The organism is Vibrio sp. 10N.222.54.A3 (assembly GCF_041474095.1).
In the GTDB taxonomy this organism is placed as follows: Bacteria; Pseudomonadota; Gammaproteobacteria; order Enterobacterales; family Vibrionaceae; genus Vibrio; species Vibrio crassostreae_C.
This window is the reverse complement of record NZ_JBFRTN010000083.1, coordinates 1-20,693: the sequence shown is the minus strand read 5'-3', so window position 1 is coordinate 20,693 and position 20,693 is coordinate 1. Positions and strand designations below refer to the sequence as shown.

Sequence of the window (20,693 nt, the reverse complement as noted above, 5' to 3'; positions counted from 1 at the left end):
GAGCAGATTCGCGTGGGCTTACATCTCGTCGATTTCGTTTTGTAGGTTTTCCAACTGCTCTAGAATCAACAAGAACTTCTCGCCGAACGGCGTCACTTGGTATTCAACTCTTGGTGGCAGTTCGTTGAACATCTGCTTATCCAAAATCCCAAACTCAACATTTCGCTTCAAGCATTCATTCAATACCTTGGTCGATAGCCCTTCTACTGAGCGCACCATTTCACCAGGACGATTAATGCCATTTGCCAGTAATTGGTAAACCGTTAGCGACCATTTACAGCCGTAGATGGTTTCGACCATGCGAGCTGAGCGCTCTGGTGCTGATTTTCTTGAAAAAAAGTTTTCCTGATTTTTCATAAAGATGTACCAATAAGTACCTACCTAACTGATTTGTACTTACTATTCATAGTGTTAGTTCAAAGCCTAAGATTACCACGTTCACATGACTTAGGAGATAACAAAATGAACTTCACTAAAAATGGTATTGCAGTAGTAATCGGTGGCACAAGTGGTATGGGCTTTGAAACAGCGAAGCAGTTAGTCGCTCAAAACATCCATGTGTTGGTGGTCGGCAATAACCCAACTAAGTTAGATAAAGCGGTGTCAGAGCTGCAATCGCTCGGTCATGCTTCAGGCTGGCAAGCTAACCTTTATGATGATGCAAGTGTGTCTCGTCTTATTACGCATTTAGAGTCGCTCGAAGAAGGTATTGGTTACCTTGTGAATGCGGCTGGTTACTTCAACCCTAAAGCGTTTATTGAACACCAAGAATCTGATTACGAGCAATACATGCAGCTCAATAAAGCAACCTTCTTCATCACTCAAGCTGTCAGCAAGTTGATGATCAAAAACGGTGGCGGAAACGTGGTAAATGTAGGCTCTATGTGGGCCAAACAAGCTATTAGAGCGACACCATCCTCTGCGTATTCAATGGCAAAAGCTGGCTTGCACGCTTTAACACAGCACATGGCGATGGAGCTTGCGGACTACAACGTTCGCGTGAATGCGGTTTCTCCTGCTGTTGTTAAAACGCCGATTTACGAATCTTTCATCAAACCTGAAGAAGTGGATCAAGCGCTAGAAGGCTTCAACGCGTTCCATCCTATTGGTCGAGTAGGTTTGCCGAAAGACATCGCTAATAGCATCTCTTTCCTACTGTCAGACAGTGCAGATTGGGTAACGGGTGCAATCTGGGATGTTGATGGCGGAGTGATTGCTGGCCGCAATTAATTAGGATTCTTTTTAGGTGGCTATCGCGCAGGCAAAATAGCAGCGAGATAGCCTCCTTGATCAGTATTCGCGTAGAATAGAAACGAGAAAGACAACAATAATAATTAAAACGATAACAAGAGTAAGGTCGCCATTATGTTCAATATGGACTTTTCAAAGAGACTGGTTATAGAAACCGAGACATTAGATTGGGTCGCAAGCCCTGCTAAAGGGGTTTGGCGTAAGCCACTTGAAAGAGAAGAGAAAGAATCGGGCCACACGACCAGCGTGGTGAAGTACGATCCTGACTCTTCGTTTTCTGAGCACCCACATCCGCAAGGTGAAGAGATCTTCGTATTAGAGGGTGTGTTCTCTGATGAAACCGGAGATTTCCCAGCGGGCACTTATATCCGTAATCCGCCGGGCAGCGCGCATTCCCCATCCAGCAAAAATGGCTGTACGATCTTGGTTAAGCTCAACCAGTTTGACGCGAGAGACTTAACTCAAGTTCGTATTAATACTTTGGAAACAGAATGGCTTCAGGGTATTGGCGGCTTACAAGTGATGCCACTGCATGAGTTCGAACACGAGCATGTCGCGTTAGTGAAGTGGCCGGTTGGGGAACGTTTTCAGCCGCATCGCCACTTTGGCGGTGAAGAGATATTTGTACTTTCTGGCACCTTTAAAGACGAACATGGTGAGTATCCAAAACACACATGGATGCGCAGCCCACACATGAGTGAGCATTTTCCTTATGTGGAAGAAGAGACGGTTATCCTAGTGAAAACAGGGCATCTGCCATTGGATTAAAGGAATGCTCAGTAAAAGATGAGAAAGCCGCATTGTTTTGAACAAGCGGCTTTTTTTAGTTTTTATATATGAGCTGACTAGTACGCAACACCAATACGTTGGCGTGGGAATTTGCCAGCTTCGAGTTCATCAATCATCGCAATAGCGTAATCGCTAACGGATATTTTGCTGTTGCCATCTTCGTCGGTGAGCAGTTGGTCGCCACCGGTACGGTAGGTTGATAGTTTCTCGCCCGGGAAGATTTCTGCTGCTGGGCTAATGAACGTCCAATTAACTTCGCTGTTCGATTGCTTGAACACTTCAAGCGCTTCGCCCTGTGCTAACGCTTCGTTTTTGTAATCTGCAGGGAAGTCAGGAACGGTCACTAACGGTACATTTGGTGCTACTTCTAATGAGCCTGCACCGCCAACCCAAAGTAGACGTTCGATACCAATGCTTGGTAGTGTATCAAGCAGCTTAGTTGCTGTGCTTTTTACGATGTCGTGATTACCTAGAGCGCGTCCGCCAATCGAAGTAATTACTGCATCAACGCCGGATAGTGCGTTCGCTAGATTTGCGGCTTCGTCTTGTAAATCAAATGAACGAACTTCAATGCCTTGGGTTTCTACACGGCTTGCATCTCTTACAACAGCAACGACTTCGTGTCCGCGATCTTGAGCTTCTTGAGCGATGTGACTACCAATCCAACCTGATGCACCTAATACTGCAATTTTCATAATGTCTCTCCAATTATCTAATTTATTGAGTCTGTTTCTCGACAGCCATTGCAGTCTAATAGCTCACTAGGTTGCGATAAATATCATAAAATGATGTAGATTGTATCTATGTAGCTAGCTAATAGGTTTTATTCAGTGGATAAGGGAAAGTGTGATGGATAGGTTGACGGCAATGCGTAGCTTTGTCGAAGTTGCGAATTGTGCCAGCTTCACCCAAGCAGCTGAGCATTTGGACATGAGTCGGTTGCAGGTTTCACGTCATGTTCAAGAGATAGAAGGGTGGCTGAAGCAGAGGCTATTACATAGGACGACTCGAAAGGTGAGCTTAACCGCGGCAGGGGAAATCGCTCTGCAGCGCTGTGAGAAGATCCTCCATGAGACCGCTGAGCTAGAAGTTACTTCACTCAATCAAACCGATGATCTTTCTGGAACCATTCGAATTGCAGCTCCGATTGGTTTAACTCAGCACATGTTGTTGGATGTGGTCGAACAGTTCACCGAGCGCCACCCTAATATCACGGTCGAACTGTTTGCCTCAGACCGCTTTACTCAGCTGGTGGATGAGAGGATCGATATTGCACTTCGTTATACCGATCAACCTGATGATACTTTGATTGCACGAAAGCTAATGGTTATTGATTCAGTGGTGTGTGCCTCGCAAGCCTACTTAGACAAACATGGTGAACCTGAAACGGTCGAGGCGCTTCGACAACACAATTGTTTTCGTCACTTGAATGTTTCTAAGTGGGATTTTGTTAAGGACAATCAACACTATTCAGTTGAGGTGTCTGGCACTATCAAGGCTAATGATGTTGGAGTGCTAACTCGCGCCGCACAGCACGGGAAAGGGGTAGTTCGTTTACCTTGTGACTTAGCCAACCCACTGATTGCGAATGGCAAATTGATACGAATATTGGATGAGTTTGTTTCGCCAAGCAGCGTGCTTTGGGCGGTGTATCTGTCTCGCAGCTATCAGCTTCCGGTTGTTCGTCAGTTTATTGATTTTGCGGCACAAGCTTGGGCAAGCGATATCAGGTCTGATGATGTTAGAAACTTCATAGGCAATGATACATAGCGACAAAAATTAAAAGCCCATAAATACAAAAATCCGATATCAATGGTGATATCGGATTTGAACTCAATAATTCAGAGTTCCAGCACGCTCTCCTCTCACGAAGTCTTTACATGTAATGATGTACGGATAATCGGGTATTTATTACCTTTTCGTTTACGTCTGGTAAAGGCTGATACAAGCTTCTCGTAATGTCGGATAATACTTGGTCGTAAACTTGCGACACGACGCTAGAGATATCACTGGTTAATTCGTACATGCTATCTGCCGGTTGGGTCGCTTCGTTACTTGATGCGATCTCTGAGAGTGCATGCATCGCTCGCGTACAAACCGGTGACCCACTACTAAGAGGGCAGATAATCGATAACTGGTTGAGTTTTCTGTGTGTCTGAGAGGCGTAGAATTTGAATCTCGCGTACTCCTCAGGCTTCTCCATATCAGGTATGCACATGCGTAACTTGGTCAGGATCTCCATGCAGTCTAAGATCTGTTGCCAATTCATGTGATACTCACGGCTCATGTCTTCACGCTCAGACTGAATTAGCCAGATGATCATTACTTCATCCATCAAGAACATGCTATGGCGAATTGTTTTGCCATGAATCGATTGGTTACGCACCAAGCTACGGTTTTGCCAGTCGCTGTGCATGGCGATGAGCTTGAGGTGATAGATGCGATACATAGGGCGGCTATCAAACGACACATGGGACTGAAGCAGTTCAGATACTTCAAGTATGTTGTCGTAAATCTCGTTCACTTTGCGAATCGAGTCGCTAGACAACTTATAAGCTAGAGCATAGTGCGTTGCCGCGCGATGTTTGCGTGATAACAACAATAATTCTCTAAGCAGAACTAAGGTTTCAAACCTGTGTGATAGCGCTGTTTGTCTCTTCCTTGAGAAATGAAACAGGGCCGCAAGTACTAATAGGGATAAACCCACTGAAATAACTACAAACATATTCAACTCCTAATATTTGTATACCTACTTAGTGGTAGTGCAGACACCGTGCCAAAATAAATAAGTGTTATATTTCAGTTGCTTATGATTTCCCTGTAATTATGGATGATCAATGATGGTGCATGACTTCACCATTCTAGTGAATGTTTTTCATATTTTGCAGGATTTTTTGAGAGGTTAGTCGTGGGCGATGAGATGGAACTTAGATTTCAGTGTAGGAAATGAAGAAGGCCTCACCCTTTATATACTTTTAACTAGAAAAAGCAGTAAGAGTGAGACCTTTCAATGTTCATTTCTGAGTTTCGTTAGCTTAAGAGCTAAGCGTTTAGCACTAAACGTTACGCAAGCTTAAGGTCGAACTCAGTGCGGTACATAACCATATCTTCAATGGTCAGTACTGGCATGTTGTGAAGTTTGCCGAAAGCAACGATCTCTGGCGCTTTTGCCATTGTGCCGTCTGGGTTGGTTACTTCACATAGTACGCCTGCCGATTGAAGACCAGCCATTTGCATAAGATCCACAGTACCTTCTGTGTGGCCGCGGCGAGCAAGTACGCCACCTTTACGAGCACGTAATGGGAATACGTGGCCAGGGCGAGCAAGGTCAGTAGGCTTAGCTGTTGGGTTTGCAGCTGTCTTGATCGTTGTTACACGGTCAGCGGCAGAAACACCTGTTGTTACGCCAACTTTTGCTTCGATAGTGACGGTGAACGCAGTTTGGTTTGCGCTGTTGTTATCAACAACCATAGGTGGAAGTTCAAGTTGGTTTGCTTGCTCGTCGGTTAGACATAGGCACACAATTCCACTGCATTCGCGGATCATAAGCGCCATTTGAGCATTGGTTAGGTGTTCTACTGAGTAGATGATGTCGCCTTCGTTCTCACGATCTTCATCGTCAAGTAGAAGTACGCCACGACCTTCGCGTAGAGCTTGCAGTGCGTTTTCAACGCGAGTGATTGGTTCGCCAAATTCGGCAAGTAGTGAAGACTGATTCATGGTTAAACTCCTAAAATATCACCAGAATCAGGGCTGTATGAGGGATCTCAACCGAGCACAACAAAGCCTACTCATTACAAGTCAACTTTAGCTCATTATGGTTTTATCCAAAACGAAATGCACCCGCCTAAGTTGGAGGTACGAACCCAACTCAGGCGGGTACGCCTTTCCAACTTAAACGAGTGTGTTTTCATTCTCTCTCATCCGGACTATAACCGTCGGCTCTGGCATCTCACCAGATCTGCTGACCTCGACGAATCGAGCGCTCGCGGGCTTATCTTTAGATTTTGCTAAGGACATACCGCCGGTGGGGAATTTCGCCCCGCCCTGAGAATAAAAATTAATAATTTGTTTTGCTTTGAAAGCAGACCAGATGGTAATCCTTTCGATAGTGGATTTAAAGGACTGACAGCAAAGTTTTTCAGATTCTGGCCTTATAATCCGGTAAGTGTTCACTTTATCGGCAGACCTTAGCGTGTGGTGTATAGCGGTGCGCAGGCTATGTTTAGTGGGTTTTGATGTCTATATGTACACAAGTGGATGGTCTGGATTATTGGTGATGGCGTGACAGTTCATCAGCTCAATACTTAAGAGGCCCTTTAATCGATTATTGTTACACCATGACGGCTTACTGACCGTTTTGACATAAAATTGATATTGGCGATGCTAAGCTGCGATAGCATCCGAGCACTTTATCTCAAAGATCTTAGCCATGACTTCTCTGTTCTCTAACAAATCCAAAGGCTTATTACTGCTCGTTTTAAGCTTGTATTCTCTAGTGCCTTTTTTGATCTTTGGATCTGACTTCGACCTTGGAAGCGCGGTTCTGCCTTTCTACGGTGCTTTTATGACGTTCGTGACTTACTCGGCGGGTAATCAAGGGTTCTTGGTCACGCTCGCTGTTTTGTCTTTAGTCCTGCTCACGATGAAGTTTTCCAAAGCTAAGTTAGTCAGTCTTTGTCTGCAGCTCGGCTTGTTGTTGGTGCTTAGCTTTGCAGCGAAAACCTTCTTAAAGTATTCCACTGAGAGCCCTCGTCCTTATTCTGAGTATTTGGTAACGCAGGAAGTCGTTGAAATGCCAGAGCTGTTTTACGAGCTGCCTTTGGTAGAAAAAAATGCCGCGATTGAATCTGTGCAAGATAAGGTCAGCGAGTGGCGAACTCGTCATTGGCATGGAGAAACGGATTACTCTTTCCCATCTGGACATATGATTTTCGTCGGTGTGTGTTTGGCGTTCTTTGGTGGTCTTCTCCTAGAGGCGAAACGCTTTTATCTAGTCGGCGGTTTACTGGTTTGGGCTGGTGGTGTCGCCTATAGCCGTGTTTGGCTTGGCATGCATCGACCAGAAGACTTAGCCGGATCTATTGCCTTTGCGGGTTTGATCTATTTATTGGTGCCGCTTATCTCAGAGCAAAAAATAGAACGCTATTTACCTGCATTTTTGAAACAGACTTCTTAGGGATCCGTCCTCACTGCAAAAGAAGGGCTCAGATTAGCAGTACGTAATAAACGCTACTGATTGAGCCCTAGCTCTGCTTGCTTCTTTTTGGTTAGACCTAAGGACACAATTCGGTGTGACTCAATGAGATAGTATCTCAGCTCCTCATCCCTTTGTGGCGTGCTTTCAAACAGCTGAATCCATTTCATACCGCGTGAAGCAAAGTAGGGTGCGGGTTTATAGCCCGGCTCTTCTTTGAGAAAGTCGAAATTCTGATCGGACGCCTTGAAGATAAACGCAGGCTCATCTTTCGGTCCCCAACCACCAATCGCAAACACCTTGCCACCCACTTTCCAAACGTGCGAGTTATTCCACTGCATCACATAACTGGTTGCAGGCAGTGACTCGCAGAATGCGTTGAATTCGTCGTAAGTCATAGAGCGTCCTTTTATCTACTGGGTGTTTGTGTTGGTTTTCTAAGATGTCTTTCTTCTTCTTGTCTTTATCGCCAATAACTAGCCAGCTAAACCCTGCCAGATTGCCGTAAAGCCACTGAGAGAACATAGCAGTAATGAACCAATGCGTATCTTCTCTTTAGGGATGCTTTGTGTCGTCATTAACGCCACTTTGTAACCCAACCAAGCAGCAGGCAGCAAAGGTATAGTGATGATCAAGTGGTGTAGCGTGAAGAAGCCAATTGGGATCTGTACAACCAACGAAATGATCGAACTAAACACGAAAAACGCAGAAAGGTTACCACGAAGCTGATTAGCGTCTTGGTGTTGCAGTAGTAGTGCCATCGGAGGACCACCAATACCCGAACTGGTGCCAAAGAACCCAGAAAAGAAACCTGCAATACCCATCTTAGTTGGGGTTGGTTCGAGTCTAAAGGGCAGTAGGCTAACAATCACGGCAAATACCACCAATAAGCCCAACCATAGTGATAACACGCTCGTTGAAACCATCACTAACAAAGCGCCACCTGCCAGTGACCCCGGAATGCGGCCCAGCAATGCGATTTTTAATCCGCCAATAGAGATATTTGCTCGATGTTTAAAAGCGTTGAATAACGAGATAAACAGACCGATTAAACAGATAGGTGCAGGTACATAATCAGGAGAGACCAAAAACAGCAGTGGAGCTGCAACAATGGCCAAACCAAAGCCGATTGCGGTTTGCACAAATGAGCCGACAAAAATAAGTGCCATTGCGATAAGGACAGTCTGATCCATGTATTCCATAAGCCTGCGGATTAGTTTTAAAGGAGCGGGTGGATACTATAAATGAAAACCAAGAGAATAGTCTTATTATTCAGTGAGCTTTATGCCAGTTTCGCTAGTTATAGTTTCTATTATCGCGACCAACAAAAAAGCGAGTGAGTATCTCAGGATGCTTCCTTTCAATACTCACTCGCTTTATTGGAACGACTTGTTGTTTACGCTAGTGGGGGAGTCAGCATAAAACGTTAAGCCATTGCCAATTTCACTCGCTCAATCGGCTTGTCATTGATTGGTAAATGGATAAGTGCTGCTGCAAATGCCAGTACCACCGTTGACCACCAGATTAGCTCGTAAGAACCGTAGTAATCGTATATACGACCACCCACCCAAGCGCCTAAGAAGCTACCCACTTGGTGAGTAAAGAACACCAAACCGTACAACGTTGATAGGTAACGGGCACCGAAGATCTGACGTACTAAGCCAGACGTTAGCGGAACCGTACCCAACCAACAGAATCCAATTGCCGCACCGAAGATAGCCGCGGTTGATTCAGTCACAGGCAGAGTAACAAACGCACCGATAACCACAGTACGCACTAAGTACAGTGCAGACATAACGTGGCGTTTGCTGAACTTGTCGCCCATTACACCCCAGAAGTAAGACCCGAAGATGTTGAAGATGCCAACGTAAGCCAGTGTCATTGCAGCGCTGCTCGCGGGTAGGTCTTTATCTGCTAAATAGCTCGGTAAGTGCGTTGCGATAAACATTACGTGGAAACCGCACACGAAGAAGCCCGCGTGAATCAACCAGTAACCTTTGTGAGCAAACGCTTCAGACAACGCTTCTTTGAGTGTTTGGTTCTCTTCAGCTTGCGCTTGTTTGTTTGAGGCTGCTTTAGGCGCTCGCATGAACAGCGCAAAAGAGATCATCAAACAACACAGTACGCCAAACACTTGCATCGCACTCTGCCAGTCAAATTCATTCAGCATGTATTGTGCGCCCGGAATTACCGCGAACATACCAAATGAACCTGCAGCCGTGGTTAAGCCAAACGCCTTAGCCGCGTGCTCTGCTGGTACAACTTTCGCTACTGCGCCAAGCACGATCACGTAACTTGTCGCACTCAAGCCAAGACCAACCAGTGCGCCTAACGAAACGTAAAGCATGCTCGATTCGGTAGAAATTGAGGTAAGAAGTAAACCCAAACCGTAAGCACATGCGCCAGCAATAATGATGCGTCTTGCTCCCCATTTGTCAGCGGCCATACCAACAAAAGGTTGGAACACACCGAACAATAAGTTTTGTAGAGCAATAGAGAAGCTGAAAAACTCTCGACCCGTGCCGAAATGCTCTGAAATTGGCATCATGAAAATGCCGAATGATTGTCTGATCCCTAGACTGATAATAAGTGTGCCTATCCCTAGCCATACCAGTAAAGGAAAACGGAAAATGCTCATTCTAATACTCTTAAATTAATGGTGGTGATGTGAGTGGTCTTGCGCTGACATGTGTTGGTCAGTCATCTCATGGTGATGTTCGTGCCCAGAATGATCATGCCCTGACTGCTGGTGGCAACCACTGCTTACGGCATGCTGAGCCAAGAGATCAATCAATGGCTGACTGTGATGCACAATAACCAAACTAATGACGAGGAATAACGTCATTCTGGCAAGTTGGGCAAAAAGAGATTGTGAAAACATACGGTGTTGACATGCGCTCAATGTTGTAAGAAGTCGCGCATCATAGTGATGAGTCGGGTATGTATCAAATGACCATTTGTGATGTAGTCTATGCGTTTTATGCATAGATTGTCGCTTGATTGGAATTGGTATAAAACGCGCTCAATAAATAAGAAAACTTGAAGCTCGTTAGTTAATTGAAACAAGTATCTAATTAAGAATGAAAGTCTAAATTAAGGCTTATAACTAGCTGTTTAATTTAAAGTTTCACAAAGCTGTAAAAACTAATATACAAACTAATCACTAAGCAACATTGCTCGTTCACTCGACTTATCTGTCAAACATCGTAAATTTGGGCATAAATCGTTTCAAGACTACTGAAACGCGATGTTAAAAGATTCAGGGAGAGTCATTCACATGGATAAAGATCATAATCTTCGCGAAAACTTACTGGCACTGATCTTAGGTAGCGCATTGGTTTCACTCGGCGTTATCTTTTTCAACCAAGTCGGTTTGCTCACCGGGGGCACGGCTGGTCTAGCGATCTTCATTACCAAAGTAACAGATTTGAGCTTTGGCCAAGTATTCTTCGCACTTAACTTACCTTTCTATATTTTGTCGGTTGCTCGTATGGGCTGGCGCTTCACAATCAATACGTTTATCGCGGTTTCGATTGTTTCGTTCGCCGTGGATCACTTGTATCACGTGATTCAAATTGCCGAAATTCATGCATTGTATGCAGCTTTACTTGGTGGTGGCTTGATTGGTACCGGCATGCTGGTGATTTTCCGTCACAAGATGAGCTTAGGTGGCTTCAACATTCTGGCGTTGTTCTTACAAGAACGTTTTGGAATTCGAGCAGGTAAGGTTCAGATGGCATTAGACTGCACGATTGTTGTGCTTTCTCTGTTCATTGTTGATGTGTCATTGGTTCTTCTGTCTGTGCTTGGTGCGATAGTCACCAACTTGATTCTAGCAATGAATCATAAACCGGGGCGCTATCAACCTGTGGTAAAAGCGGAAGCAGCATAGTTCGGTTCGCTCAAGCTCTAGATTTGCTTAAGTAAAGAGTGATTTGCAGATTATGAAAACAACAAAGCCAGCATTAATTGCTGGCTTTGTTCTATTGAAATAACGGATTCGATGTAACGATTAACACTTGCCGCAGCTGGCGTTCGGCTTAAGCTCGCAATCAATCACATTGCCTTGTTGATCAAGGGACAAGTTACAACACTCTTCAAACAGGTTCTTAAGATCAGCACGGCTTTTTTGCACGCGGGATTTAACCGTTGAATAGCTGACGTTCTGCGCTTCTGCGATCTCTTTTTGGCTTTGGCCTTTGATGTCGACCGCAAGCAGTAGCGATGAACTTTGTTCTGGCAATGCCTGAATAAAAGGTTCAATACACAATGAAAGTTTCTGCTTAAATTCAGAGTCGTGGTCTAAATCGGTAAACCACAGATCTTCAGCATCAATTTGGCTATCACGTTGTTGGCGTGCATGCTTACGGTAGAAGTCGATAATGGTGTTGTTGGCTAACTGGAACAGCCAAGCCTTAACACTGCTAGCATCTTGTACCTTATCTAAGTTCTGATAGGTCTTAATCAAGATATCTTGGAGCAAGTCGTCTACATCCGCAGAGTTGTTGACCTTTGAATGCAGGAATGACTTTAATGCTTGCTGATACTCGGCCCAGACTTGTTCGAGCTTCAAAGGTGCATTAGTTGCACTGTTCATTTACGCAACATTCGTCTTGTAAGAAATCAATCACACCTTCTAGGCACTCATACTCCGCCACGCAGAATAGAGTTCTTCCTTCTCGTCTTTGGCTGATTAGGCCCGCAGACGCCAAGCTTGATATGTGGTGAGACAAGGTAGAACCGGGAATGCCTAGCTCTTCTTGTAGGCCGCCAACTGCAATGCCTTGGTAGCCAGCTTTAACGACACTCTTATAAATGGTTAGGCGAATAGGGTGCCCCAACTCTTTAAGTGCTTTCGCAACGACTTCTAAGTTCATATTAACTCCTCAAGATTTAATTTCGATGTTAGTCGAAATGTATGTCGAATTCAAATTTAAAAACGGTGTCTGTGTAAGTTATTGAAAAACTGTGTTTTCGAAAATCATTTCGATTTTTATCGAAATAATGCTTGTTCTGGAGCTGTTTATTTCTATAATTCGAGAATATTCGAAATTAAGGGTTGGTTACTTTTCTCATAGAGCCCGACCTTCAATCCAGTTTGGAGTTAATTATGAGCAATGAAATGTTAACAATGCTGAAAGACGCACTTGATATGTTCGCTTTCTTAGCAGTAGAGCTAATTATCCTTTTCTTAGCGATCAGCTACATTGTTGGGATTCTTCAAGAGTTCCTTACACCAGAAAAGATTCAATCTATCCTGAGCTCACGTAATGGTAAGGGTTATGTAGTAGCAGCACTACTGGGTGCAATTACACCTTTCTGTTCATGTTCGACCATTCCTTTCTTAAAAGGATTGCTGCGTGCAAGAGCGGGTTTCGGTCCAATGATGGTGTTCCTATTTGGTAGCCCACTATTGAACCCAGTGATCATTGGTTTGTTTGTGATTACCTTCGGTTGGCAAGTTGCTGTGTTCTACTTCCTTGTAGCAATGACGGTGTCTGTAGTGGCTGGTTACGCACTTGAGAAGCTTGGCTTTGAGCGTTACGTAAAACCTGAAGCGTATGAATCAACAGGTTCAGCTTCAAGCTGTGGCACTAGCTGTGGTGACTCTGCTCCTAAGAAAGCAGCACCGGTTAAAGCAGAATCTTCATGTGGTACAAGTGCATGTGGCGAACCTGCACCCGTAATGGCGAAAGAGACATCTTGCTGCGATTCTAAAAAAGAAGAGCCACAAGTAACGGTTTCATGCTGTTCAGCGGATGGAAGCGCAACAGCTGAAATCGTAGAGAAGAAAGAACCTAGTCGTTGGATGAGAATTTGGTTCTCAACTTGGAAAGACTTCAAACAAGTTTTCCCTTACCTAATGATGGGTATCGCGATTGGTTCATTCATCTACGGCTTCATTCCTACAGACCTAATTGCACAGTACGCTGGTGAAGGTATGTGGTATGCGATTCCAGTAGCTGCCGTGATTGGTATTCCACTGTACATTCGTGCTGAAGCGGTAATCCCATTAAGTGCAGCTCTAGTACAGAAAGGTATGGCGTTGGGTTCAGTAATGGCATTGATCATTGGTAGTGCAGGTGCAAGTTTGACGGAAGTTATCCTGCTTAAATCAATCTTCAAGAACCAAATGATTGCAGCATTCCTATTCGTTATCCTAAGCATGGCGATGGGTGCAGGCTTCCTATACAGCTTCATCTTTGGTTAATCAGGTCTGATTTCGAGATAACACCATTGATACAAAGAGATAGATAATAAAAAAGAGCTCACATAGTTGAGCTCTTTTTGTGTTTAACAAACCATGCATATCAGACTGGGTTTGGCAGCGCAGCCGAAGTTCCGTATGCAGCGAAAGCATTGGTGGCTAACACATCACAGTGATGACGATTAATGGCATCGCCGTAATTGTTAGTGATTCCGGGGAACTGAAAGCGATACATCGGAATCCCATAACGACGCTCCCTCTGCTGACCGATTCGATCTTTACTTGTCCATAACAGTCGGTTCTTTGCCGTGTAAGTCATGCCGTGCATTTTATTGAAGTGCTCTTCATTACTGCGCATTTGCTCGTATAACTCGATGATGCGCTGCCTAGAAAAGTTCAACGTCGAGTTCGCCTTAAGTTGCGTTCCCCAACCCATTAATACCTTTTCCATGAAATCACGAGTCACTAGCCCAGGACCAGTAAGTAAACCCGCACCTTTACTTCCGCCAGAGGTATTCGCGTTCCCTACCAAAGTGCCGTGTCGGCCTGGCATGTAGGTTGTGTAATATTTAGTGGATGGGGACAAGCGTGGCATTCTCGCTTTGAAAGCCAATGAACGTTCGTCTTCAGCAAAAACACACACGATCTGTTTGACGTTTTTGCCCAGTAATTTGTAATCCTTGAATGCGTTCATCCCACCGGGAACGGGGTCGCACGCAAAAATGTTGACTGGAATATGGCTTAGCTTGGTGTCTTTGAGCATTCGGTTCGCCAATTCAAAGCAACTGACACCACCTCGACTCCAACCTACGATGTTAACTTGGCTAATCGGTTTAGTTTGGCGTTCAATCGCTATGTTCTGTTGGCGAGCAGCGATACCTTGTTTTAGATCGGCTGCCAGTGCTTGTGAGTCTTTCAACCAATCCTGATATTTTTGGTTGGTTGCGAAAGGCCAAGCTGATTTTTCTGGGCGAGATTCACTAAGCAGTCCTTTTGCTCTCTTCATGTAGTTATTCTTATCTTGTTGGCTTCCGCGCAAGATATTCAGTACATGACGCATGTTGCTGTCGATGCCTTTGCCAAGCAATGTTCCCTTAACTCCAGAATACGTGTCGTCCTTACCTTGCTTCAACCATTCGTTCTGATTCCCACTGCCAACGCCATCCACTTGAATGTAGTCAATCATGTCTCTGCCCGTTGCATTCTTCGCTAGCGTCGAAATCAATTCGCCAGAAACATAGTTTTTGTGGTTGTTGTCTTCTGAGTTTGAGCCTGTACCACAGAAGAATACGGTTAATACGCTCATCCTTTGCCTTTAACACGATTAATTAAGATTGGAATCAGTATAGAAGTGATATGAGAAATTTATAAGATTGAATGAGTTAGAGAGAGGCATTGCTCCGAAAGTTGATGTAATTAGTCTGAAAAAAGTATCGCTATCCAATTTTTGGAGTGCTGTATATCTATAATTTTAAAATTATCATTAATATCTATGTTTCCGTGTTGTTAATGCAATGGTGTCAGTATTTTATATTATTGGTTAATAATTGGACTGTTTTTACATCGATATCTAGTATTTGTATAAGGCCGACCAATCCAATAGCATTCATTAATATTCAGAATGTTACGTTTATTTGACGGTGGAAGTGTCAAAAGTATGGAGTTAATGAATGAGAGATAAATTAAAAATTTACTGTCTTGGGACCCCAATCGTTGATGCGGAAGATCGATTTGATATCGCACAAGTAAGTGATATTGAGCAACTGCCAGAGTTGTTAGGTGGTGTAGTTTTTCTAAACACGGAAGCCAGTGTACAAGATGATTTATTAAGTCAACTTCACCGTTGCAGAAAGTTTTGGTCTTGGAAGATTTATGTATTTGAAACTAGCGCATTATCAGTTTGTTTATCTGATGGAGTTTTAAATCAAGATACTATTGAGGAAGAACTGACCCAACATAGTAGAACGTTGAACAGTGTTTCTGCATCGACGGATGCTTTAGACCCTTTAATTGGATGGTTAGGGTTGGAGCAAGATCGACGACTAGTCCCTCATCACTCCCTGACTCTGAAATCGATATATTCTTACCCTTTAGTCGACTTATATTATCCAGAGTTAAGTTCTACATATCGTTTTGTTTTGTCAGAAACCAAGCGTGATACGTTTGAATATGATGAGTTGATCAATCGAATCCGTGTATGTTCTGACTGCGCTAGTGCTCATTTGAATTACATCGAAGTGTGCCCTTCATGTAAAGACATTGATATTACCGAGCGTGTCTCATTACATTGTTTCACCTGTGGTCATGTAGCCGAACAAGGACAATTTAAACGTAACCATAAACTGGAATGCCCTAAATGTTTAACTCAACTTCGTCATATCGGTGTGGATTATGACCGCCCGTTAGAGACTCATTCATGTAACGTTTGTTCTCATTCCTTTTCTGAAGCTGAGACTTTGGCTGTTTGTTTTAGTTGTGACGCCAAGAATGATGTTTCTCAGTTGGTTGTCAGGAAAATCTATTCATTAAAATTAGGTGTGCAGGGCGAGTATATATTCCGTCACGGCGTCAAATTATCTGCTCCACAGCTGACACTACGCGGCAAAGTAGACAGCGGGTATTTTTCAAACCTCCTTGATTGGGTCAATCGTATCGCTATCCGTCATCAAGAAGAGCATCTTCTCCTAGGTCTGCATCTTCCTGATTTAGCTCAATATGTATCTAAGAATGGAGATGCGAAAATGTTTGCTTTGATCGAGCAAATTACTGAGCGCCTTAACGGTTTGTTTAGAGACTCAGATATTTGTTGTCAATACAAAAGTGATGTTCTTTTCGTATTTATGCCTAAAGCTAAGATGGAACATATCAATGTTCTGCGTGAAAAAATAGAAGCCCTTTGTCTACTTATTGAAGACGATGATTTTACATTGAATGTGTTTGCTTGGAGCCTTCCTGACCCCATGGTTAAAGAGGACGTAGGGGCGTGGTTAGAGAGTAAAGTCGGCGAAATTTATGCTGTCGAATAGCCTCAATCTTCAACAATATTTTTGGGGGATGTTACTCGAAAATGCAGAGCTATGGCTCATGCTGTTTCCCATGATGGTTATTGTTGAATTGCCACTTTTTTTACTCGTGTTAACAGGGATATTTCGTTGGTCTTATTCTGAGAGTGATATTGAGATAACAGAATACCCGAGCATATCTTTCGTCATTACTTGTTATGGCGAAGGGGATGCGATTGAAATTACGATAGATACACTAGTTGAGCAACTGTATCCCGGAAAGATTGAAGTGTTAGCGGTAGTTGATGGCGCAGCTCAGAATGAAGATACATATCAAGCTGCGATTCGAGGTGAGCAGAGACATCAATGTGTAAAAAATCGAAATGTTCGAGTTATACCCAAGTGGCAAAGGGGAGGAAGAGTATCAACATTGAATGCTGGTTTAGATAATGCCACCGGCGATTTTGTTATAAATGTTGATGGCGATACTTCTTTTGATAACGATATGGCACTGCAAATGATGAAGCAATTTACTGACAAGAATGTGATTGCTTCGGGTGGTGCGTTGCGTGTAAGAAATTGGCAGGACAACTTACTTACTCGTATGCAGTCTCTAGAATATATGTTGTCTATGCAAGCAGGAAAAACAGGGCTCTCAAATTGGGGAGTGCTAAATAATATTTCTGGAGCCTTTGGTGCATTTAGAAAAAATGTATTAAAACAAGTTGGAGGTTGGGATACGCATACGGCTGAAGACCTCGATTTAACGATGAGGCTTAAGCAATATAAGAAACGCTACCCAAATAATAGATTGGCTTTTGCACCAAGAGCTGTCGGTCATACTGACGTGCCTCATACCTTAAAAGGATTAGTACAGCAAAGGCTTAGATGGGACGGAGATTTATTGTTTCTGTTTTTGAGGAAACACAATGAAGGACTAACCCCCCGTTTACTGGGTTGGGGGAATTTCATCTTCACTCTCGTTTATGGTGTATTGCAAAATGTATTGCTGCCGATTCTAGTTTCAGTGTTCATGTTTTATATATTTTGGGTTCACTCAATTGATTTTGTTGCTGCATTGATGATTCTAATTTATTGCGTGTATTTGTTTACCGTAATTCTATTTTTTACTGTTTACATTGGTTTAGTTTCTGAAAGGGAGAAAGAGGATCTAAGAATGGCTAAATGGCTACCCCTCTATCCTTTTTATCAGTTTTTTATGCGCTTGATTACTGCGTTCTCCATGATTAATGAATTATTTAGAAGAAGTCACGAAGAGTCGAGTATGGCTCCTTGGTGGGTATTGAAAAAAGGCAAAAGGTTTTAGCAATGAAAGTAAAATTTCATCTGGATAAAAAAAACAAACCTCAATCGGATGATGGTGTGAAGGTTGCTTACGGACAAGCAAAAAGAGGGGGCTATCGCTTTCGTTGGTATTTGATCTTGAGCTTGGTAATAAGCCCACTTTTATTCGTGGCTTATTTTTTCTTGAAGACAAATTTTCTCGTGATTGCTCCGGCTATTGTTACGTCTTATCCAGTTACTCTGACTGCTAAGGTTGCAGGCATTGTTGGGCCGATACCCATAGACGACGGCACTCAAGTGGAGCGAGCACAGACTGCAATTCAATTGACGAATTTGGAAATTGAAGCTCAAATTGAGTTTATACATGCGGAGCTGTTAGGGTTAAAAGTCAATTTACCAAGCGATATGGAAGCATTGCACTTAAACGGTATTGCAGAAACGCGTCGGAACCTCAGTAAAGTACAGCAAATTCAAAAGCGTTATGAAGAATATCGTAAAAAAGGACAAGTATCGGATGTGGATTATGCCAGTATTGTTGGAATGGGTAACTCGCTGAACAACCAGTTGAATCAACAAAAGCTTGATTATCAAAGCGCGAAATTGGCTGAAGAGGAGCGGGAGTTAGCTGGACCAGTTAGTCAGGCTAAACGTTCATTGATGAAAGATTTAGCCCTTAAGCGTGTAAGAGAGCAAGAGTTATCGGTAAAGTCTCCCTATGCGGGTCGCGTCGTAGACATACATGTTGTCGAAGGGCAGCGAGTTTTTGAAGGCGATGAGCTAGTGACGATAGCAAAAAATACCGTTCCTCATATCGTGGCTTACCTAGACCCTAAATATTTAGAAGACGCGGTAAAGGGAGCAAATGCGTTGGTAAAGTTTCCTAACGGTAGCTCTTTTGAAGCTGAAGTGTCCGATTCGGTAGAAGTTGTGAGCAAATTACCAAGCCAGTTAGTAAGCCCGTTTGAAGGTCAGCCGGCGTATTTGAAAGTTGTATTGGACTTTATTACAGCACCGCCGGAAGAGTATTGGGTTGAAGGGATGACAGTTAAAGCTCGTTTTTAGTTCGGATGTTAACTGAACAAAGGAGTGAATGGAGCGTGATCGCTCCATTTTTATTTCAACAGCTATGAGTTGAATCAGAAGTCTCTTAGATCAAGCTCATTGTTGATCAACACAACACACTGAGAAGCAAACAGCATGTTCGGGCCTAAGCTGATCTTTTCTGTACCTAAGCGCTTTAAGCTGTTGTAGCTTTTCTTCGGCATTGGGATGTGGTCAGTCAGAAGGAAACATGGGTTTTCCGCAATCTCTGCATCACGGATAAAGTCGCCTTTTTTATCCATCATGTACAGCTGGTGGTCTTCGGCCAGTTCTTTGACCAACTTTTCAAAGCTCATCGTACGAACAGTGATGCCCGGTTCTACCTGACGTGTTTGTTCTTTTGTCATGCCTTGAGAAGCGTCAACCGCTCTTACTACCGCAGATAACAGTGCAGATTCATGAAAGCCACCAATGTTGGTGATTTCATTTGAATCGAATGTAATGGTACGAGAAAAGTCTTTAGTACTCTCTAGCACAAGGTGCACGGTGACATTCTCACGGTGAGATTGAGCAACGAAGATCGTGTTCATCAGAGTATGAGCCAGAATCTCAGTATGAGCATCTTGCCCAACACCCTCTAAGATAAGTTTGCTCTCTGTAGGGGCTGCGCGAGCGCGTAATACAAATGAACGCATGGAATGTACCTTGTCAGTATGTGATAAAGCGAAACAGACTTTATCAACATGAATTGATGAATAACCAAAATTATGGCGGTATGTAACTCTTTTCTATTAATGAAGTCAAATGGAGTTATGTATAGTACTGACCAGAAGAACTACACGTATTAAATAGAGAGTGACCACATTACAAGATGGTAAAGGTTGAAGCGAAGCAAGGTTTACATAGATAGTATGCGCAAATTATTAGGTGACTTACATAAGGAAGTAGTCGATGAAGTTACAGAAGATCAATAAAGAAGAATATAGAAAGAAGATGAACCTGCTGTTGGTTTCGTTGGTTGGGTCACTCGCAGTGTTCGCCATTGTATTCGGAACCATACTGATCGAGCTATTCGGTTCAGGGCAATCAATCGCAGGCGAATCGACAGGTAATTTCCACTTGAACGTATTAGGTGTGATCTTATCAGTCGCATTGAATGCATTTATCGCGAGCCGTGTGAAAGGGCATGATTACTTCAAAGAAGCGCTTTATGTATGGAACCTTAAACAAATCCATAATCAAATCTATCGTAAGCTCAAGCGTATTCAACCCAAAGCTGAGCAAGGCGACCGAGACGCGCTGACCATCCTTTATTTCTATTACACCACGCAAAAACAGGTATACGACCTAGACAACAACACATTGACGATAAAAACAGTTCAGCAATCGCTAGATAACATCCTAGAAGTGAGTGAGAAATGGAGCATTGAGCTAGATATAGAGGCTTTTTCGAAAGATCTAATCGCAAAGTTTTAAGTAATACACCCATTATTGTATGAGCTTTGAGCTACGAAAGAGCCTTTTGACGTAAAAGTAGCCACTTAAGCAAGTTTTTTGAATTTTTATCAAAAAAGGGGTTGCCATGTTTTCGATGATCTCTATAATGCCGCCTCACTGACACGGCAGATGCCATAAGGCTTCAGCGGTAATCAGTAAGACGGAAAGTTCGAAAGAAATTAATTTTAAAAAGTGTTTGACACTTAAGATTAAATCGCTAGAATTCACGTCCGCTTTCAAGGGTTTCTTTGTAAAAAGAAAGTTTCGACAAGCAAAGCTCTTTAACAATTTAAACCTATCAATCTGTGTGGGCACTCGTTGATGAATATCAAAACGTTTTATCGTTAGATAAAACAGATTCTTCGGAATCAAAATTGATTTCAATGAACTGAGTGACCAATAC

The 20,693-nt window shown here is 43.3% G+C and carries 22 protein-coding genes and 1 riboswitch; of the genes, 11 read left to right on the top strand and 11 right to left on the bottom strand.

From position 1 onward, the window contains the following. Positions 1-18 precede the first annotated feature (18 nt). The gene (locus tag AB4507_RS17525; protein WP_017103534.1) at positions 19-357 is read right to left on the bottom strand and encodes a helix-turn-helix domain-containing protein; all 339 of its coding nucleotides are present in this window, start codon (positions 355-357) and stop codon (positions 19-21) included. Between the two features lie 105 nt (positions 358-462). On the opposite strand from AB4507_RS17525, the gene AB4507_RS17520 reads away from it, so the two are divergent. Both AB4507_RS17520 and AB4507_RS17515 read left to right on the top strand, forming a co-directional pair. Continuing rightward, the gene (locus tag AB4507_RS17520) at positions 463-1,230 is read left to right on the top strand and encodes an SDR family NAD(P)-dependent oxidoreductase (protein ID WP_372183030.1); all 768 of its coding nucleotides are present in this window, start codon (positions 463-465) and stop codon (positions 1,228-1,230) included. Between the two features lie 135 nt (positions 1,231-1,365). After that, positions 1,366-2,019: a cupin domain-containing protein gene (locus AB4507_RS17515; protein WP_017064919.1), complete on the top strand. Its 654-nt coding sequence runs from the start codon at positions 1,366-1,368 to the stop codon at positions 2,017-2,019. Between the two features lie 77 nt (positions 2,020-2,096). Here the strand turns inward: AB4507_RS17515 and AB4507_RS17510 are convergent, their stop codons facing one another. Continuing rightward, positions 2,097-2,735, bottom strand: a complete 639-nt coding sequence (locus tag AB4507_RS17510; RefSeq protein ID WP_372183029.1) for an NAD(P)-dependent oxidoreductase — start codon at positions 2,733-2,735, stop codon at positions 2,097-2,099. Positions 2,736-2,889: 154 nt separating this feature from the next. Here AB4507_RS17510 and AB4507_RS17505 point away from each other — a divergent pair, with 154 nt between their 5' ends. Continuing rightward, positions 2,890-3,810 (top strand): LysR substrate-binding domain-containing protein, encoded by a 921-nt coding sequence (locus AB4507_RS17505; RefSeq protein WP_372183028.1) that lies wholly within the window; start codon positions 2,890-2,892, stop codon positions 3,808-3,810. A 106-nt stretch (positions 3,811-3,916) separates the two neighbouring features. On the opposite strand, the gene AB4507_RS17500 is transcribed toward AB4507_RS17505, so the two are convergent. Both AB4507_RS17500 and ribB read right to left on the bottom strand, forming a co-directional pair. Further along, complete coding sequence (locus tag AB4507_RS17500; protein ID WP_017064918.1) at positions 3,917-4,765, bottom strand: hypothetical protein; 849 nt, start codon at positions 4,763-4,765, stop codon at positions 3,917-3,919. A 338-nt stretch (positions 4,766-5,103) separates the two neighbouring features. Then, positions 5,104-5,760 (bottom strand): 3,4-dihydroxy-2-butanone-4-phosphate synthase, encoded by a 657-nt coding sequence (ribB, locus tag AB4507_RS17495; protein ID WP_017054827.1) that lies wholly within the window; start codon positions 5,758-5,760, stop codon positions 5,104-5,106. 188 nt (positions 5,761-5,948) lie between these two features. Continuing rightward, positions 5,949-6,099: riboswitch (FMN riboswitch) on the bottom strand. Between the two features lie 373 nt (positions 6,100-6,472). On the opposite strand from ribB, the gene AB4507_RS17490 reads away from it, so the two are divergent. Then, positions 6,473-7,219 carry a phosphatase PAP2 family protein gene (locus tag AB4507_RS17490; RefSeq protein ID WP_102429225.1) on the top strand — a complete coding sequence of 249 codons (747 nt, stop codon included), beginning with the start codon at positions 6,473-6,475 and terminating at the stop codon, positions 7,217-7,219. A 53-nt stretch (positions 7,220-7,272) separates the two neighbouring features. Here the strand turns inward: AB4507_RS17490 and AB4507_RS17485 are convergent, their stop codons facing one another. The 3 genes from AB4507_RS17485 to AB4507_RS17475 all read right to left on the bottom strand — a co-directional run bounded on the left by AB4507_RS17485 (position 7,273) and on the right by AB4507_RS17475 (position 9,875). Further along, positions 7,273-7,635, bottom strand: coding sequence for an MmcQ/YjbR family DNA-binding protein (locus AB4507_RS17485; protein ID WP_017061695.1), 363 nt, complete (start codon positions 7,633-7,635; stop codon positions 7,273-7,275). A gap of 78 nt (positions 7,636-7,713) precedes the next feature. Further along, on the bottom strand, positions 7,714-8,439 hold the full coding sequence (locus AB4507_RS17480) for a sulfite exporter TauE/SafE family protein (protein ID WP_170963358.1): 726 nt from the start codon (positions 8,437-8,439) through the stop codon (positions 7,714-7,716). A gap of 224 nt (positions 8,440-8,663) precedes the next feature. Next, entirely contained in the window at positions 8,664-9,875 is a 1,212-nt protein-coding gene (locus AB4507_RS17475; protein WP_372183027.1) for an MFS transporter, read from the bottom strand. Between the two features lie 29 nt (positions 9,876-9,904). Between AB4507_RS17475 and AB4507_RS17470 the strand changes: the two genes are divergently transcribed. Both AB4507_RS17470 and AB4507_RS17465 read left to right on the top strand, forming a co-directional pair. Beyond that, positions 9,905-10,054: a hypothetical protein gene (locus tag AB4507_RS17470; RefSeq protein ID WP_017061698.1), complete on the top strand. Its 150-nt coding sequence runs from the start codon at positions 9,905-9,907 to the stop codon at positions 10,052-10,054. A gap of 460 nt (positions 10,055-10,514) precedes the next feature. Beyond that, a complete protein-coding gene (locus AB4507_RS17465; protein ID WP_017065874.1) occupies positions 10,515-11,129 on the top strand; it encodes a YitT family protein in 615 nt (204 codons plus the stop codon). Positions 11,130-11,249: 120 nt separating this feature from the next. Here AB4507_RS17465 and sigZ read toward each other — a convergent pair whose 3' ends face one another. Both sigZ and AB4507_RS17455 read right to left on the bottom strand, forming a co-directional pair. Then, complete coding sequence (sigZ, locus tag AB4507_RS17460) at positions 11,250-11,834, bottom strand: RNA polymerase sigma factor SigZ (protein WP_017061700.1); 585 nt, start codon at positions 11,832-11,834, stop codon at positions 11,250-11,252. Further along, positions 11,818-12,114: a helix-turn-helix transcriptional regulator gene (locus AB4507_RS17455; protein WP_004733042.1), complete on the bottom strand. Its 297-nt coding sequence runs from the start codon at positions 12,112-12,114 to the stop codon at positions 11,818-11,820. The genes sigZ and AB4507_RS17455 overlap by 17 nt, the downstream gene beginning before the upstream one ends. 233 nt (positions 12,115-12,347) lie before the next feature. Between AB4507_RS17455 and AB4507_RS17450 the strand changes: the two genes are divergently transcribed. Then, on the top strand, positions 12,348-13,448 hold the full coding sequence (locus AB4507_RS17450) for a permease (RefSeq protein WP_017070391.1): 1,101 nt from the start codon (positions 12,348-12,350) through the stop codon (positions 13,446-13,448). Between the two features lie 100 nt (positions 13,449-13,548). Here the strand turns inward: AB4507_RS17450 and AB4507_RS17445 are convergent, their stop codons facing one another. Further along, positions 13,549-14,751, bottom strand: a complete 1,203-nt coding sequence (locus AB4507_RS17445) for a hypothetical protein (protein WP_372134125.1) — start codon at positions 14,749-14,751, stop codon at positions 13,549-13,551. A gap of 364 nt (positions 14,752-15,115) precedes the next feature. On the opposite strand from AB4507_RS17445, the gene AB4507_RS17440 reads away from it, so the two are divergent. The 3 genes from AB4507_RS17440 to AB4507_RS17430 are packed head-to-tail and all read left to right on the top strand — an operon-like array spanning position 15,116 to position 18,814. After that, positions 15,116-16,471: a diguanylate cyclase gene (locus tag AB4507_RS17440; protein WP_372134126.1), complete on the top strand. Its 1,356-nt coding sequence runs from the start codon at positions 15,116-15,118 to the stop codon at positions 16,469-16,471. After that, positions 16,458-17,774, top strand: a complete 1,317-nt coding sequence (locus AB4507_RS17435; protein ID WP_372133198.1) for a glycosyltransferase — start codon at positions 16,458-16,460, stop codon at positions 17,772-17,774. The genes AB4507_RS17440 and AB4507_RS17435 overlap by 14 nt, the downstream gene beginning before the upstream one ends. Then, positions 17,741-18,814, top strand: coding sequence for an HlyD family secretion protein (locus AB4507_RS17430; RefSeq protein ID WP_372134250.1), 1,074 nt, complete (start codon positions 17,741-17,743; stop codon positions 18,812-18,814). Before AB4507_RS17435 ends, AB4507_RS17430 begins: the two co-directional genes overlap by 34 nt. Positions 18,815-18,888: 74 nt before the next feature. On the opposite strand, the gene trmY is transcribed toward AB4507_RS17430, so the two are convergent. Beyond that, positions 18,889-19,488, bottom strand: a complete 600-nt coding sequence (gene trmY / locus AB4507_RS17425; RefSeq protein WP_017083166.1) for a tRNA (pseudouridine(54)-N(1))-methyltransferase TrmY — start codon at positions 19,486-19,488, stop codon at positions 18,889-18,891. A 256-nt stretch (positions 19,489-19,744) separates the two neighbouring features. Here trmY and AB4507_RS17420 point away from each other — a divergent pair, with 256 nt between their 5' ends. Then, positions 19,745-20,269 (top strand): DUF3087 family protein, encoded by a 525-nt coding sequence (locus tag AB4507_RS17420; protein WP_065584102.1) that lies wholly within the window; start codon positions 19,745-19,747, stop codon positions 20,267-20,269. Positions 20,270-20,693 lie beyond the last annotated feature (424 nt).